The following is a 16,347-nucleotide window of genomic DNA, read 5'->3' on the forward strand; positions in this document are numbered from 1 at the left end:
TACTATTGCTATCCTGAATTTATTCTAAATTTAAATGTTATGAAACTAAATTGTGTTGTTGTGGATGATAGTTCTATACAGAGGACAATTATTGCAAAATTAGTCAATAATCACCCAGGCCTGCATTTAATTGGTGACTTTTCGAACGCAATTGAAGCGAAAAGCTGTATCTCTCTTAATAATATCGACTTAATATTTCTTGATATAGAAATGCCCGTTATCAATGGTTTTGACTTTCTTGACGGACTAAAATCCAAACCTCAGATCATTTTTATCACTTCTAAAGCTGAATATGCCCTAAAGGCATTTGATTATGATGCCACCGACTACCTTCAAAAACCTATAGCGGTTGACAGATTCAACGCCTCCGTTAAGAGGGCCGTCGATATGCATTTGCTTAAAAAAGAAGTAAAAGAAGAAGAAGGCGAACACATCTTCATCAAAAGTAACCTTAAGAAACTCAAAATTTTCACTGCAAAGATCAAATGGATCGAGGCTTTCGGAGATTATGTAAGAGTCGTTACAGAAGACGACAGCAATCTGGTGCTTTCGACCATGAAATCTTTTGAAAATGATCTATCTAAAGATAAATTTATTCGTGTGCACAAATCCTATATTATTAATATTGATAAAGTAGAGCGATTTAACAGCAAATTTGCGGAAATTGGCATTACAAAAATTCCACTGAGCAGAAATAAGAAAGAAGATCTTGTAAAAGCACTTTCTACTTCTTCTTAATCCTAATAAAAATCGACGTTTATCACAACTTTTATAGCTCTGTAAGGAGCAACAGCCTCAAAACTATTCAACATTTTCTGAATAGTTTTTTTTGTGCCTCCCAGCGGCAGGTCTTGTGGAATCTTAATCAGGATTGTACGAAGGTATTCGTTTCTTATCCGGCTGATAGCCGGTTCTTCAGGCCCTAATACTGGTATATTCAGATTCTGGCTCAGCACCTGATACAGCCACATGGAACCTTCTTTGAGTTTATCAAAATCACGATGTTTTAAAGTCAGTTTGATAATCCTGAAATAAGGAGGGTATTTATAGATCTGGCGATCGTACAATTGCTCCTTATACATACCTGCATAATTATTGTTTGTTACCTGTTGAATGGTATTATGGTTGGGATTATAAGTCTGAATTACCACTTTCCCTTGTTTTTCAGCTCTTCCGGCCCTTCCTGCAACCTGTGTCATCATCTGAAAACTGCGTTCGAAGGCCCTGAAGTCAGGATGATGCAGCATATTGTCGGCATTCATGATTCCAACAAGGCTCACATTGTCAAAATCCAGGCCTTTGGCTAACATTTGTGTTCCGACCAGAATATCAATTTCCCGATTTTTAAACGAATCAATAATCTTTTCGAAACCAAATTTCCCACGGGTGGTATCCTGGTCCATTCTGCCAATTTTAGCTTTCGGAAAGAGAGCCAGTAATTCCTGTTCAATTTGCTCTGTCCCAAAACCTTTTGTAGTCAGGTCAATACTGGAACAGCTATGGCAGTGTGTAGGTTTTGCAATCGAATAGCCGCAATAGTGGCAACGCAACTGGTTTTTATGTTTGTGAAAAGTCAGACTCACGTCGCACTGCTGGCAATGCGGAACATGACCACAGGTCAGACATTCAATGATAGGCGAATAGCCACGCCTGTTCTGAAACAAAATCACCTGTTCACCCAATTGCAATGCTTCGGCAATTTCTTCGGTCAGGAGGTCGCTAAAATGCCCTGTCATTCTTTTTCTGAAATGTTTATCTTTCAGATCAACCAGCACAATTTCAGGCATTCGCACATTATTGTAACGTTCCATAATCGATACCAAACCATATTTACCACTTTGTGTGTTAAAATAGGTTTCGATACTGGGTGTTGCTGATCCTAAAAGCACTTTCGCCTGATGAAAATTAGCCAGAACAATAGCCGAATCCCTGGCATGATAGCGCGGTGCAGGATCTGTTTGTTTAAAAGTCTGCTCGTGCTCTTCATCTACAATCAATAAACCTAAGCTGGCAAACGGCAGAAAAAGGGCTGACCTTGCTCCTATGACAATTTGGGCCTTATCGGCACTTTCGAGTGTTTGTTTCCATACTTCTACTCTTTCATTATTACTGTATTTCGAATGAAAGACAGCGATTTTATCTCCAAAATGAAGTCGTAAACGCGATACTAACTGAGTCGTAAGGGCAATTTCAGGCAGCAAATACAATATTTGTTTTCCGGTCTCGAGATATTCTTCAATTAATTTGATATAAATTTCCGTTTTTCCGCTTGACGTTACGCCGTGGAGCAGACAGACCTCTTTATCAATAAAATTTTCCTTAATTTCAGTAAAAGCTTTTTCCTGAGCTTCACTCAGGTGTAATTGTTTTTCTGAAGCTTTTCCCTCAAAATTAACACGGTCCTGCTGCAGCAAATATTCTTCTAAAATTTCCTTTTCGATCAATGCCTTCACAGCCGCCGGAGAGGATTGTGAAGCTTCGACGATCTTCTTAACCGTGATGGGCTTTTTTTCGGAAGCATTTAACTGAAAATAAGCCAGAACTATTTCTTTTTGTTTATTGGCATTTTTAAGCACGTCCAATAATTGTCCCAAACCTTCATCTGTTTCGTATTTACTGTGGAGTTTCACATATCGGATCAGCTTGGGTTTGTAACTTTCTTTAATTTCTTCTTCTAAAACAATAATGTCTTTTGCCATTAATTTCTGAAGAATCGGAAGAATATTTTTTTTATTTAAAATGGAAGCAATTTCGCCAATTTTAAGTGAACTTTGATGGTGCAGCGCTTCATAAATTAAGAATTCGTCATCAGAAAGTTCAGAATCATTTACCACTGTATCCGGTTTATGCGAAATAATGGTTTCACTTTCCAGCAATAATCCGGTTGGAAAAGCGCCACGATACACGTCGCCAATGCCACACATATAATAATTAGCGATCCAGAACCAGTGCTTGATCTGGATCTCGGTTGCAATCGGTTTTTCATCCAGAATCTGATGAATTTCCTTTGCTTCGTATAGTGTCGGAGCATTCTCATGCGTATCTGTTACAAGTGCTGTATAGATTTTGTTTTTACCAAATGGCACGGCCACCCGCATTCCTTTTTTAATAAAATGGAATTCAGTCTCAGAAACGCGATAAGTAAAAGTTTTAGCTAGTGAAAGAGGCAGAACGACTTCGACAAAAAACATGTAATTATTTTATATGATTTACAAAATTACTTCTTTCCTGACGGTTTATTCAAATAATCTTCCACCAATTTTAAAGTATGATTCAAAGACTCTGTATTGGTCCAGTCTTCGTGGCCCGGAATTATGTACACCGGATTTTTAAATTTGGTTTGCACTTTTTTAATAGATTTCTTCCATTCTTTTACATCAGAATTCGCCAGATAACCTAGATCTGCTGCACTGGCGCTTTTTATAAAACAGGCGCCGTAAAGTATTTTTTCTTTTTCAAACCAGGCAATAATATTATCCGGCGCATGTCCTTTTCCCGGATAATACACTTCAAATTTATATTGTCCTACGGTAAATGTCGTATCATTGGGAAGGACAAATGCTGCTCTTGGTTTATTTTCTTTCTTTAAAATTTCGTCTGTGATTTTTCCGGTATAGGTTTTAATTCCCTTTTGTTTGTAGAATGCGATCCCTCCTACCCTGTCATCATGGGAATGCGTTGCAAAACACATCACAACCTCTTTATTATGTTTGGCTTTTATACTGTCTAATAATGGCTGAAATTGTGTTTCATCCCAGGGTGCATCGAACATTACAACACCTTTATCCGTAACCAGATACATGGCGTTGGCAGAAATCCGGGTTCCGTTATAATCGTGAAATGTTTTATAAACATAAAAGTCACCTGTTAGATGACTTATGGGTAATGCCGTATTCTTAGATTGTCCGAAACTGTTTGACAATGCTGATAAGAATAAGACTATTGCTATTACTTTTCGCATGTGAATATCAAAAAAATATTAGTTTTTTGCTCTGGTCCAATATTGGGTTCTTCCCATAATTGAAATACCAACATAACCGCGAAGTTTTAATTTATCAGCAGAATCTAATGTGATATAACATTTGTATTTTTTTCCGTTTGTAGGATCCAGAATTGTACCTCCATTATATTCTGCACCGTCTTTTTTAAGTCCGTTGATGATAACCATTCCTAAAATAGGTTTATTTTTTTCGGCACCATCACAACTTGTACACAAATCTTTTTTATGATCGGCACGAAGTATTTCTACTACCTTACCGTATATTTTTCCTGATTTCTCGTAAACTTCTACAATTGATTTGGCCTCACCTGTTTCATCGTCAATTGTTTTCCATTTTCCAATAACACTCTGACTTTGAATAGAGCCTATTGTTAGAAAGAAGACTCCAATTGTTAACATCCAATTTTTCATACTATTTTATTTTTTTTTGTTTTAATTTTCTGATAGTAGCATTGAGTTCAAACCCCAAAAGCAGTATCATACAGTTTATCCAAATATAAAACATTAGAATTAATAATGTCCCAATTGAACCATAAAGTTCATTATATTTTGAGAATTTTATAACCCAAATCCCAAAAAAGAATGAAGATATAACAATTAAGACCGTCGTAAAAACAGATCCAATGCTGATAAAAGGCACTTTATTGTACTGTCTTGTACCATAACGCAATAATATTGAGGATGTTATGAGAATCATTAAAATAACGAACGCATAACGTCCTAATATGATCAGCGGAATGCGGTCACTCAGCACATCCTGAATAATTGTTTTCTGAATAAAAACCTCAAAAACTACAATTGTGGCCACTGTCACAAAAAGTATAATGGTCATGAGAAGCGAAATGGCAAGTGCTACCAGATACTGACTAAAAAAGCCTCTTTTATCAAACACATGTTTTGACGATTCGAAGCCACTTAAAATTCCGTTAATACCGTTTGCCATCAAAAAAATAGAAAGCAAAAATCCCGAAGACAATAAGCCGGAGTGACTGTTATTTAAAATATCGCTGATAATTTTACTGATGGCATCATAGGTATTCGGCGGAACACCCTGTTGCACAAACTGCAAAAAATCGGCCTGGAATCCTTCAATTGGAATAAAGGGAATTAAGTTTAAAATAAATAACGCAAAAGGAAACAGCGCCATAAAAAAACTGAATGAAACCGCGCTGGCATGATAGGAAAAAGCACCTTCCAGAATCCCTAAAGTGTACAATTCCAGTAAATCGTATAACGAAAACCCTTCTAACCAGGGCAGTTTTATTCTCTTAAAAACTCCAACTACAGAACGTAATACCGGAATTTTGTCAATCCGGTCTTCTATTTCTTTAGACATAGTTATTATTTTAGATTTTTGGATTCTTAGATTATAGAATATAGATTATAGAATATAGATTATAGACTTCAGATTTTAGATTTTAGATTTTAGATTTAAACTCACAAGCCGTAACTCATAACTCAAAAACCATAACCCATAACTCACAACTCCTTAAAACGCCTTCAAACTCAAATCCATGTTGTAAACAGAGTGTGTCAGTGCGCCGGATGAAATATAATTTACGCCGCATAAAGCGTATTCTCGAATCGTTTTTTCGTTGATATTTCCGGAAGATTCCGTCTGGCATTTAGAGCCGATTAACTGTACGGCTGTTTTAGTGTCTTCGTAATTGAAGTTGTCAATCAGGATTCTGTGAACACCGTCGCTGAGCAGAATTTCACGGATTTCATCTAAATTTCTGGCTTCAACGATAATCTTCAAATCTAAATTTTTAGCTTTCAGATAATCTTTGGTTTTCCTGATGGCAAGCGTGATTCCGCCGGCAAAATCAATATGATTGTCTTTTAGCATCACCATATCGTAAAGTGCAAAACGATGATTTTCACCACCGCCTATTTTCACCGCCCATTTTTCAGCTGCCCTGAAATTTGGCGTTGTTTTACGAGTATCCAATATTTTGGCACCCGTTCCTTCTAAAAGCTGCACATACTGGTTAGTTTTAGTCGCAATGGCAGACATACGCTGCATCGTATTCAAAACGACTCTCTCTGCTTTCAGTATAGACTGGGAGCTGCCTGAAACTTCAAAAACAACTTCCCCGTATTCTACGCGTGTACCGTCTTCTATAAATGTTTTAACTTTTAAAGCAGGATCTACATATTCAAAAATCATTTTTGCAAGCGCAACACCTGCAATAATGCCCTGGTCTTTTACCAATAACTTAGCCTGACCATGCGCCGTTTCAGGAATACAGGCCAACGAACTGTAATCGCCTGCCCCAACATCTTCTCTAATCGCATTGCTAATCAATAGTTGTAATTCCGTCTGAAATTGTAATTGGCTAATCATTTTTTAGAATTTTATAAGATGCTAAAGTAGGACATATTTTGTGGATTTGAAAGTTGAACGGAGTTGAAAAGTTTTTTTAACACCCCAAATACTCCTTTTTTTTCACCACTAACCGACTGATTTTCATCAAGAATAAAGCTTAATTTTTAGTACGCTCTTACGGGTTTAATTTTTTTCTTCTTTGTTCACTGCGAGTTAAGAACATTAAATATCTTTGAGGTTCATTCAAAACAAAACCATGGGATTAATTAAAGATATTTATTCGGTTGCTTTTTACGAAAAGTTCAGTCAGGCGGCAGCCGAAGTACATCCGGCATTTCAGAAACAAAAATTTATCGATAGTATTTATGCCGGTGATTTTGCCCAAAAAGAATGGAAAGACCGAATGAAACACACCACCGTTGTTTTGCACCAGTTCATGCCTGAGAATTTCCCGGAAGCGGTTTCTTTAATCGATAAAATTATTGAAAACCTGAAAAAAAATCAATTTACAGAAGGAAACCTGGCCTTTATTTTCTTTGCCGATTATATCGAAATGTACGGTCTGGACGACTTCAAAACTTCGGCGAAAGCCTTTGTTTCGATTACTCAGTTTATCAGCTGTGAATTTGCCGTCCGCCCTTTCATTTTAAAATATAAAGAAAAAATGATCGAAGAAATGGTAATGTGGTCGCTGCACGAAAACCATCATGTGCGCCGACTGGCCAGTGAAGGAAGCCGCCCGAGATTACCATGGGCAATGGCAATTCCGTACTTAAAAAAAGACCCCGCTTCTATCCTGCCTATCTTGGAAAATCTTAAAAACGATCCCTCCGAATACGTACGCCGAAGCGTTGCCAATAACCTCAATGATATTGCGAAGGACAACCCTCAGACCGTTCTGGAAATTGCGGCGCGATGGAAAGGCCTTAGCAAAGAAACAGACGCAATTATCAAACATGGCTGCAGAACTTTACTGAAACAGGGACATCCCGAAATCCTGAGCCATTATGGTTTAGAAAGCTCAAATATTGAACTATCCGCTTTTGAAATTAAAACGCCGGTGGTAAAGATCGGGGACGCTTTACAATTTCAGTTTCATTTAAGAAACCTCAACAAGGAACCTAAAACAGTCCGTTTGGAATATGCTGTGTATTACAAGAAAGCAAAAGGACATCTGGCCAAAAAAGTCTTCAAAATAAGCGAGAAAACCTATCAGCCGGATCAATTGGTAAAAGTTGAACGAAACCAGTCTTTCAGGCTCATTACTACCCGCGTTTTTCATACGGGAATTCATGAATTGTCGATTATCATAAACGGAACGGAAAGCCAAACGCTGCGCTTTGAACTGATTTAACTGAAGAAGAATCCTCCTCATAAAAATTAAGAATATTATAATTTTAACATAAACCATTTATCCTTATCTTTACTCCCGTGAAATGGATTAACATCATATTATCAGTATATTTAATCGTGCTGTCGTCTTTGCCCTGTGCAGATTCGCTGCAGAGCGATTCAATAGCACATACCAACGAAATGGTATCCAAAACTGATAGTAAATCACATGAGAAGGAGTCGGACCTTTGTCCTCCTTTTTGCACGTGTAATTGTTGTGCCGCACAAGTTCTCAATACCACTCCGGTTATTGCATGGTCTTTTGACGAAAGCACTCCTCTTATCAAAAAACCGTTATCCTCATACCATTCTGTTCTTACTTCCAATTTCTGCGGAAGTATCTGGCAGCCGCCCCAAATAGTATAATGAAGCCCGAGTAATTTCGGGTTAAGATGTTGTGGATTTACCACAAATAAACAGGCGTAATCCGTCTGATTTCTCATTCATTATATCCGAAAAATGCTCGATAAAATTATACAATTCAGTATAAGGAACAAATTCATTATACTCTTACTTACCCTGATTCTGATCGCCTGGGGAAGTTATTCGCTTAAAAATTTACCGTTAGACGCCCTTCCTGATATTACCAACAATCAGGTGCAGATTATCACTACAGCACCAACATTAGCCAGTCAGGAAGTAGAACAATTAATCACTTATCCGCTGGAACAGGCTGTAAAAACGATTCCAAAAGTAATCGAACTCCGAAGTATTTCCCGTTTTGGATTGTCGGTTGTGACGGTTGTTTTTGAAGAAAATGCCGATACCTACTGGGCCCGCGAACAAGTTTTTCAGCGGTTAAAACAAGCAGAAGAAAACATTCCAAAATACGCCGGAACGCCGGAACTGGCTCCGATTACAACGGGTTTAGGCGAAATCTACCAGTACGATGTGTATGCCAAAAAAGGCTACGAAAACAAGTACAATGCCACCAGTTTAAGAACCATTCAGGACTGGATTATTGCACCTCAGTTACAGGGGGTAAAAGGTGTTGCCGAAGTGAGTACCTGGGGCGGAAGTGTCAAACAATACGAAATTGCCGTCGATCCTAACCGCCTAAACAGCTCCGGAGTAACCATTACTGAAATCTTTGATGCCCTTGAAAAAAACAACCAGAACACGGGTGGGGCTTATATCGAAAAAGATGAATTTGCTTATTTCATCCGAGGGGTTGGTATGGCTTCCGGGATTAAGGATATTGGCAACATCGTGGTTAAAAACCGAAACGATACCCCCATTTTAATTCGTGATGTCGCCACCGTACAAGCCGGAAACGCCATTCGTTTCGGGGCCACAACCAAAGATGGAAAAGGAGAAATTGTGGGTGGTTTAACCCTGATGCTGAAAGGAGAAAATTCGAAAGCCGTTGTGGAGCGTGTGAAAGAAAAAATGATCCAGATCAACAAAATGCTGCCTGAAGGTGTTGTGGCCGAAGCCTTTATTGACAGAAGCAAACTGGTCGATAATGCCATCGGAACGGTGACCAAAAACCTGCTGGAAGGAGCTTTAATCGTAATTTTTGTCCTGATTTTATTTTTGGGAAATCTTCGTGCGGGACTGATTGTCGCTTCTGTTATTCCACTCGCCATGCTTTTTGCCGTCATCTTAATGAATGCCTTTGGCGTAAGCGGAAACTTAATGAGCCTTGGAGCTATCGATTTCGGAATCATAGTTGATGGCGCTGTTATTATCGTTGAAGCTACCATGCATCACCTGCAAAAACTAAAAAAGAAAACGAAATTAACACAGCCTGAAATGGATGAGGAAGTATATGCTTCGGCTTCCAAAATACGAAAAAGTGCCGCATTTGGAGAAATCATTATCCTGATTGTCTACCTGCCGATTCTCGCCCTGGTGGGAACCGAAGGAAAAATGTTTAAACCAATGGCGATGACGGTTGGTTTTGCCGTAATGGGTGCGTTTGTCCTTTCGCTCACTTATGTGCCGATGATGAGTGCCTTATTTCTATCTAAAAATCCGGAACATAAAAGCAATTTCAGTGACAGTATGATGGCGTGGCTGGAGAAAATATATACTCCGTTTTTAGAAAAAACCCTTCGTTTTAAAAAACTAGTTTTGGGAATTGCCTTGTCTTTATTTCTTGTGGCAATTATCATTTTTCAAAATATGGGAGGCGAATTTATTCCAACCATAGAAGAAGGGGATTTGTCTATCAATGCCACCATCATGACCGGGAGCTCTTTATCCCAAATGATCAAAACAACCACCCGGTATGAAAAAATGCTGAAAGCCAAATTTCCGGAAATTAAAACCATTGTTACTAAAATCGGAAGCGGGGAAATTCCAACCGATCCGATGCCTATAGAAAGCGGCGATTTAATTATTGTCCTCAAAGACAAAAAAGAATGGACCAGTGCTGACAACTGGGAAGATCTCGCGCATCTGATGAAAGCCGAAATGGAAAAAATCCCCGGGGCGAATATTGAAGTTTCGCAACCCATCCAGATGCGTTTTAACGAATTAATGACCGGCAGCAGAAGCGATATTGCTATTAAAATATTTGGCGACAACCTGGACATTCTCGAAAGAAAAGCCAGTGAACTCATTCAGAAAATCAATACCATTGAAGGCGTTGGCGACTTAAAAGCCGACAAAGTAACCGGATTGCCTCAGATTACCATCAAATACGATTACGATAAAATTGCATTATACGGTTTAAATATTGAAGATTTAAATAAAATCATACGCTCCTCATTTGCGGGAGAAGCGGCCGGTAAAATCTATGAAGAAAGTAAAAGATTTGATATTGTCGTTCGGATGAACAAGGAAAACCGAAATGATATTAATGACGTCAGTAATTTGTTTATTCCATTACCCAACGGACAGCAGGTACCTCTTTCGCAGGTGGCCACTATCGATTATGAGCAGGGTCCTGTTCAGGTAAGCCGTGAAGACGGCAAACGACGAATTACTATTGGATTAAATGTCCGCGGGCGTGATGTAAAAAGCGTGGTAGAGGAAATTCAGCAAAAACTGGACAAAAAATTCGAGCTTCCTGCAGGATATTATGTGACTTACGGAGGCCAGTTCGAAAATCTTATCGAAGCCAACAAACGGCTTTCTATTGCTTTGCCTATTGCCCTCAGCTTAATTTTAGTGCTGCTGTACTTCACTTTCAAAAGCATGAAACAGGCAGCATTAATTTTTACCGCGATTCCACTTTCAGCTATTGGTGGGGTATTTGCTTTATGGCTGCGGGGAATGCCTTTCAGTATCTCGGCCGGAATTGGCTTTATTGCACTGTTTGGAATTGCAGTGCTTAACGGGATTGTTTTGATTTCATATTTCAACCAGCTAAAATCAGAAGGCATTGACAATCCGCTGGAACGCGTTTTAACAGGGACAAAAACCAGATTACGACCGGTTTTAATGACGGCGGCTGTGGCTTCTTTAGGCTTCCTGCCAATGGCTTTATCCACAAGCGGTGGTGCCGAAGTGCAGAAACCACTGGCTACGGTTGTTATTGGCGGTTTGTTTTCAGCAACTTTCCTGACGCTGATTGTGCTGCCTATCCTCTACTTATTGTCCGAAAAAAGAATTAAAATCAAATCAAAGATGATAAAACCCACCATAATGCTTATTGTATTGCTAATAGGCAGTTTCTCTTTTGCCCAAACCAGCCAGCCTGTTTCATTGGAAAAAGCAGTAGAAATGGCAAAATCCAATAATCTCAATTTAAAAATTGCCGATAAGGAAATTGAGAAACAAACCATCCTTAAAAAGACCGCATTTCAGCCAGATCCCTTGCAGGTACAATATCAGGGCGGACAGTTCAATAGTGCTGATTATGACAGTAACGTTTCTGTACAGCAGTATTTCCCTGTTGGAAAAATTACCAGGGCCAATCGGCAGTTGCAGGAAGAGCTCGTCAAACTGGCCGAAAAGCGAAAAGCCATGTCTGAATATGAAATTGAAAAAGCGGTTACATTAGCCTATTATCAATATGGCTACGGTCTTTCCGTTCAAAAACTAAACACTGAATTGCTGGATGTTTATGCTTTGTTTTTAAAAAATGCCGAGCTTCGTTTTAAGACTGGCGAAAGCGGGAATATCGAAGTCATTAGTGCAAAGGCAAAAGTGAAGGAAATTGAAACCCAAAAAGAGCAATTGGAATACGATCTGGCTATCTATCAAAAACAGCTGCAGTATTTTGTTCAGACCAGGGAAAACATTGTTCCTGATGCTGCGGTGGCTTCACAATTTACAGTGACAAAAGATTCCAATACCTCTACAGTAGAAAACTTAGCAGCTGACTATCACCAGCAGCAAATTTCGGTGTATCAGAAAGAAGCAAATGTGTACAAAGCACAGCGAACACCTAAGGTAGGTTTGGGTTACTTTGCGCAAACCATTGATACCAAATCCTTGTTTCAGGGATTTACGGCCGGTTTGCAGATTCCGTTGTTTGGCAGCGTAAATACGGCTAAAGCCAAAGCAGCAGCCATAAATATTAGCCAGTCAGAACTCGAGTTGGAGAAAACTAAATTCGCGCTGGAGCTGCAAAGGGAAGAATTGCAAAATGAGTTTCAAAAACAACAAAAAGGATTATCCTATTATCAAAAAGAAGGTTTGCAATATGCAGAACAAATTATCACAACAGCCCAGAAAAGCTACGCCAATGGCGATATGAGCTATTGGACATATATCAGCTTTTTAAATCAGGCCATTGACATAAAAAAGCAATATGCCGAAACGCTGCATACGTATAATCAAAGCGCCATTCGATTGCAATTTCCTTCAATTTCCAATAACTAATCGCTATTATCAATGAGAAATATAAAAAATACAACAACCCGTTTCACCCTCTTACTCCTCCCTATTGCCTTTTTCTTTCTGTTTTTAACTTCCTGTAATGAAAAAAAAGCGGAAGAAATTCACGAAGAAGAAGCATCAGAAAATGAAGTAAGCTTAACCGCCGTACAGTTTAAAACAGTTGGCATTCAGTTTGGAAGTGTCGAAAACCGTAACCTCAATACTATTATTAAAGCCAATGGCTATACGACGGTTCCACCACAGAATTCTGCCAAAATTGCGACACTGCTTGGCGGTACTGTGAAAGACATTTTAGTACTCGAAGGAACTTATGTCAACAAAGGCAAAGTGCTGGCGACCATTCAGAACCTGGAAGTCGTAGAAATGCTGGAAGATTACAAATCGGCTGCAGCCAATATCGAGTATTTGCAATTGGAATACAACCGACAGAAAACATTATCGGATGAAAATGTAAATCCGCGAAAAACATTTCAGGAAGTAAAAGCCAAATTAGCGGTAGAAAGAGCCAAAGCACAGGCCGCAAAAAACAAATTACAGGCCCTTCATATCAGCCCTGGCAGCAACACCGCCCTGATTCCTATTGTATCGCCCATCAATGGCTACATCGGAAAAATTAATATTGCGAAAGGAGCATTTGCAGAAACCGGAATTCCGTTATTTGAAGTCACAGATAACAGTCAGATGCATCTGGACTTAAATGTGTACGAAAAAGATCTGGGCTCTATTTCAATCGGTCAGGAAGTCGATTTTATACTGACCAACCAATCGAATAAATCCATAAAAGGAAAAATATTCGGTATCAATAAATCGTTTTCCAATGAAAGCAAAACCGTTGCCGTTCATGCTAAAATAAATCCCGACGATGCCAAAGGACTGATCTCGGGAATGTACGTTTCCGCCAATATCAATCTCAATAATGCGACAGTACCGGCACTTCCAAAAGCGGCTATTGTAAAAAACGGCGATAAATATTTTATTTTTATTAAAGAAACCGAACAGCATGAAAAAGAGAAGAAATCAGGATCTTCAGCAGAAACCGAAGAAATACATTTTAAAGCCATTGAAGTGATTCCCGGTACCACTGATATGGGATTTACCGAAATAAAATTTGTAACTTCAATCCCTGATAATAGCAAAATTGTTACACAAGGTGCTTTTTACCTTTTATCTGCCCAAAAAGGCGGTGGAGAGCACACCCATTAATTTTAATTTATGATACATAGCGACGATACAGACTGCTGCGAAACCAAACAAAATGCAGCAGCCCAAAAAAATAAAGCTGCCAGTTGCTGCTCCCATGACGATAATGGTCATGACGATCACGACGGGCACGATCATTCAACAGGAAACCAGACTGTTTTTCAGCTTTTTTTACCGGCTATAATCAGTTTTCTATTATTGATTATTGCCATAGTTTTCGATAATTACCTGCCACAGACCTGGTTTACGGGATGGGTACGGATAGTCTGGTATGCGGTTGCGTATCTGCCTGTTGGCTTTCCCGTATTGAAAGAAGCATTGGAAAGTGCCAGAGACGGTGCTTTCTTTTCCGAATTTTTACTGATGAGCATTGCCACGGTAGGTGCTTTTGCCATTGGTGAATATCCGGAAGGAGTCGCCGTAATGCTTTTTTACGCTATTGGTGAAACTTTCCAGGCTCTGGCGGTAACACGTGCCAAAGCCAACATCAAAACATTATTAGACCAGCGTCCGGATGAAGTGACCCTTCTCGAAAATAACCAGACCAAAATCATTAAAGCATCAGAGGCTCAGATCGGGGCAATAATTCAATTAAAACCAGGCGAAAAATTAGGTCTGGACGGCGAACTGCTTTCAGAATCGGCTTCCTTTAATACCGCGGCTTTAACAGGTGAAAGTAAACCGGATACCAAAAATAAGGGCGAAAGTGTTCTGGCCGGAATGATCAATCTGAATTCCGTGACTGAAATCAAAGTTACAGCTTTATACAAAGACAGTAAATTGTCGAAAATTCTTGAAATGGTTCAGGATGCTACCGCCAAAAAAGCGCCAACCGAATTATTCATCCGGAAGTTTGCCAAAATATACACACCAATTGTGGTCTACTCCGCCATCGCGATTTGTTTGCTTCCCTACTTTTTTGTGGATGAATATGTTTTCAGGGACTGGCTGTATCGCGCTCTGGTCTTTTTGGTAATTTCCTGTCCGTGTGCGTTAGTAATCTCTATTCCGCTGGGGTATTTCGGTGGAATCGGAGCTGCCAGTAAAAATGGAATTCTGTTCAAAGGTTCCAGTTTTCTTGATATAATGGCAGCCATTCAGGTGGTCGTAATGGACAAAACCGGAACCTTGACCAAAGGTGTTTTTAAAGTTCAGAAAGTAGTGGCTGTTGGGATTCCCGAAGCGGATTTAATACAATATACGGCGGCACTCGAAACCAAATCAACACATCCTGTCGGCACTGCGATTATCGAATATGCCAATGGAACAGAGAAAGAAAACCTTGTGACGGCTGTTGAAGAAATCGCTGGTCATGGCCTGAAGGGTACCATTGACGGCAAAGAAATTCTCGCCGGAAACACCAAATTACTGAAGAAATTCAACATTGAATATGATTCTGAAATTGATAACACACCTTTTACCATAGTGGTAGTGGCCATCAATCAGAAATATGCCGGTTATTTTCTCATAGCCGACGAAATCAAAGAAGACGCCAGGCAAGCCGTGCAGAGTTTACATCGCATCAACGTAAAAACAGTCATGCTTTCCGGAGACAAAACCGCCGTTGTAAATTCCGTTGCCAAAGCATTAAATATCGATGAAGCCTATGGTGATTTGCTGCCGGAAGATAAAGTCGCCAAAGTGACTGAGCTAAAAAACAAAAACCTGAAAATTGCCTTTGTGGGCGATGGCGTAAATGACGCACCTGTTGTGGCACTGGCACATGCCGGAATCGCAATGGGCGGTTTAGGAAGCGACGCCACTATAGAAACAGCAGATATTGTCATTCAGAACGATCAGCCAACCAAAATATATACCGCGATCAATATTGGAAAAAAAACCAAACAAATCGTCTGGCAGAATATCGGTCTGGCATTTGTCGTGAAAGCCGTGGTGCTGATTCTTGGTGCCGGTGGCCTCGCAACAATGTGGGAAGCTGTTTTTGCAGATGTCGGAGTAGCTTTATTGGCCATCTTAAATGCCGTAAGAATACAGCGAATGAAATTCTAATACGAAACCGAAAATGTAGCCACAGATTAAAAGATTCACACAGAGTTCTCAAATAAAGTCAAATAAAAATTTGTGAAAATTCGCGAAATTCGTGGCAAGCTTTTCTAATCTGTATAATCAATGAAATCCGTGGTTAACAAACTCCGGAATAATAGCCACAGATTAAAAGATTCGCGCAGATTTTTTGCATAAAGTCAAATAAAAACAAGTGAAAAATTCGGGGAAATTCGCGAAATTCGTGGCAACCTTTTCTAATCCGTATAATCAATGGAATCCGTGGTTAACAAACTCCGGAATAATAGCCACAGATTAAAAGATTCGCGCAGATTTCTGCGTAAAGCCAAAATAACACCATTGAAAAATTCGTGAAAATTCGCGAAATTCGTGGCAACCTGTTCTAATCCGTATAATCACGGGAATCCGTGGCTAACAGAATACGGAATAATAGCCACAGATTAAAAGATTCGCGCAGATTTCTGCGTAAAGCCAAATAAAAACAAGCGAAAAATTCGTGAAAATTCGCGAAATTCGTGGCAACCTTTAATCCGTATAATCTGCAAAATCTGTGGCAAAAAGAATAAACAAATCTTAATCTAAATTAAGTTATAGCTTTCCACTACAA

General features: G+C 39.3%; 11 protein-coding genes. 5 read left to right on the top strand and 6 right to left on the bottom strand.

The annotated features are described in order from the left end of the window. Window positions 1-39: 39 nt before the first annotated feature. Window positions 40-738, top strand: coding sequence for a LytR/AlgR family response regulator transcription factor (locus D0817_RS06090; protein ID WP_127337513.1), 699 nt, complete (start codon window positions 40-42; stop codon window positions 736-738). Window positions 739-740: 2 nt separating this feature from the next. Here D0817_RS06090 and priA read toward each other — a convergent pair whose 3' ends face one another. The 5 genes from priA to nadC form a co-directional block, all read right to left on the bottom strand. Next, complete coding sequence (gene priA / locus D0817_RS06095) at window positions 741-3,191, bottom strand: replication restart helicase PriA (protein WP_127337514.1); 2,451 nt, start codon at window positions 3,189-3,191, stop codon at window positions 741-743. Window positions 3,192-3,217: 26 nt separating this feature from the next. Further along, a complete protein-coding gene (gene bla-B1-FLAV / locus D0817_RS06100; protein ID WP_127337515.1) occupies window positions 3,218-3,961 on the bottom strand; it encodes a subclass B1 metallo-beta-lactamase in 744 nt (247 codons plus the stop codon). 18 nt (window positions 3,962-3,979) lie between these two features. Continuing rightward, window positions 3,980-4,411, bottom strand: a complete 432-nt coding sequence (locus D0817_RS06105; RefSeq protein ID WP_127337516.1) for a DUF2147 domain-containing protein — start codon at window positions 4,409-4,411, stop codon at window positions 3,980-3,982. A gap of 1 nt (window position 4,412) precedes the next feature. Next, complete coding sequence (locus D0817_RS06110) at window positions 4,413-5,336, bottom strand: YihY/virulence factor BrkB family protein (RefSeq protein WP_127337517.1); 924 nt, start codon at window positions 5,334-5,336, stop codon at window positions 4,413-4,415. A 153-nt stretch (window positions 5,337-5,489) separates the two neighbouring features. Further along, window positions 5,490-6,347 carry a carboxylating nicotinate-nucleotide diphosphorylase gene (nadC, locus tag D0817_RS06115; RefSeq protein ID WP_127337518.1) on the bottom strand — a complete coding sequence of 286 codons (858 nt, stop codon included), beginning with the start codon at window positions 6,345-6,347 and terminating at the stop codon, window positions 5,490-5,492. Window positions 6,348-6,585: 238 nt separating this feature from the next. Between nadC and D0817_RS06120 the strand changes: the two genes are divergently transcribed. Then, window positions 6,586-7,683, top strand: a complete 1,098-nt coding sequence (locus tag D0817_RS06120; protein WP_127337519.1) for a DNA alkylation repair protein — start codon at window positions 6,586-6,588, stop codon at window positions 7,681-7,683. 43 nt (window positions 7,684-7,726) lie between these two features. On the opposite strand, the gene D0817_RS26620 is transcribed toward D0817_RS06120, so the two are convergent. Further along, entirely contained in the window at window positions 7,727-8,164 is a 438-nt protein-coding gene (locus D0817_RS26620) for a hypothetical protein (RefSeq protein WP_161568418.1), read from the bottom strand. Between the two features lie 16 nt (window positions 8,165-8,180). Between D0817_RS26620 and D0817_RS06130 the strand changes: the two genes are divergently transcribed. Genes D0817_RS06130 through D0817_RS06140 form a run of 3 tightly spaced genes read left to right on the top strand, consistent with a single transcriptional unit; the run spans window position 8,181 to window position 15,725 of the window. After that, window positions 8,181-12,497: a CusA/CzcA family heavy metal efflux RND transporter gene (locus D0817_RS06130; protein WP_127337521.1), complete on the top strand. Its 4,317-nt coding sequence runs from the start codon at window positions 8,181-8,183 to the stop codon at window positions 12,495-12,497. A gap of 12 nt (window positions 12,498-12,509) precedes the next feature. Beyond that, window positions 12,510-13,718: an efflux RND transporter periplasmic adaptor subunit gene (locus D0817_RS06135; protein WP_127337522.1), complete on the top strand. Its 1,209-nt coding sequence runs from the start codon at window positions 12,510-12,512 to the stop codon at window positions 13,716-13,718. A 9-nt stretch (window positions 13,719-13,727) separates the two neighbouring features. Next, on the top strand, window positions 13,728-15,725 hold the full coding sequence (locus D0817_RS06140) for a heavy metal translocating P-type ATPase (RefSeq protein ID WP_127337523.1): 1,998 nt from the start codon (window positions 13,728-13,730) through the stop codon (window positions 15,723-15,725). Window positions 15,726-16,347 lie beyond the last annotated feature (622 nt).

Source organism: Flavobacterium cupreum (genome assembly GCF_003996965.1).
Lineage (GTDB): Bacteria > Bacteroidota > Bacteroidia > Flavobacteriales > Flavobacteriaceae > Flavobacterium > Flavobacterium cupreum.

Coding starts and splice junctions, on each gene's coding strand:
- D0817_RS26620 (WP_161568418.1), bottom strand. CDS start 8,164: ATGAGAAATCAGACGGATTACGCCTGTTTATTTGTGGTAAATCCACAA.
- D0817_RS06130 (WP_127337521.1), top strand. CDS start 8,181: ATGCTCGATAAAATTATACAATTCAGTATAAGGAACAAATTCATTATA.
- D0817_RS06090 (WP_127337513.1), top strand. CDS start 40: ATGAAACTAAATTGTGTTGTTGTGGATGATAGTTCTATACAGAGGACA.
- bla-B1-FLAV (WP_127337515.1), bottom strand. CDS start 3,961: ATGCGAAAAGTAATAGCAATAGTCTTATTCTTATCAGCATTGTCAAAC.
- D0817_RS06135 (WP_127337522.1), top strand. CDS start 12,510: ATGAGAAATATAAAAAATACAACAACCCGTTTCACCCTCTTACTCCTC.
- D0817_RS06120 (WP_127337519.1), top strand. CDS start 6,586: ATGGGATTAATTAAAGATATTTATTCGGTTGCTTTTTACGAAAAGTTC.
- priA (WP_127337514.1), bottom strand. CDS start 3,191: ATGTTTTTTGTCGAAGTCGTTCTGCCTCTTTCACTAGCTAAAACTTTT.
- D0817_RS06110 (WP_127337517.1), bottom strand. CDS start 5,336: ATGTCTAAAGAAATAGAAGACCGGATTGACAAAATTCCGGTATTACGT.
- nadC (WP_127337518.1), bottom strand. CDS start 6,347: ATGATTAGCCAATTACAATTTCAGACGGAATTACAACTATTGATTAGC.
- D0817_RS06105 (WP_127337516.1), bottom strand. CDS start 4,411: ATGAAAAATTGGATGTTAACAATTGGAGTCTTCTTTCTAACAATAGGC.
- D0817_RS06140 (WP_127337523.1), top strand. CDS start 13,728: ATGATACATAGCGACGATACAGACTGCTGCGAAACCAAACAAAATGCA.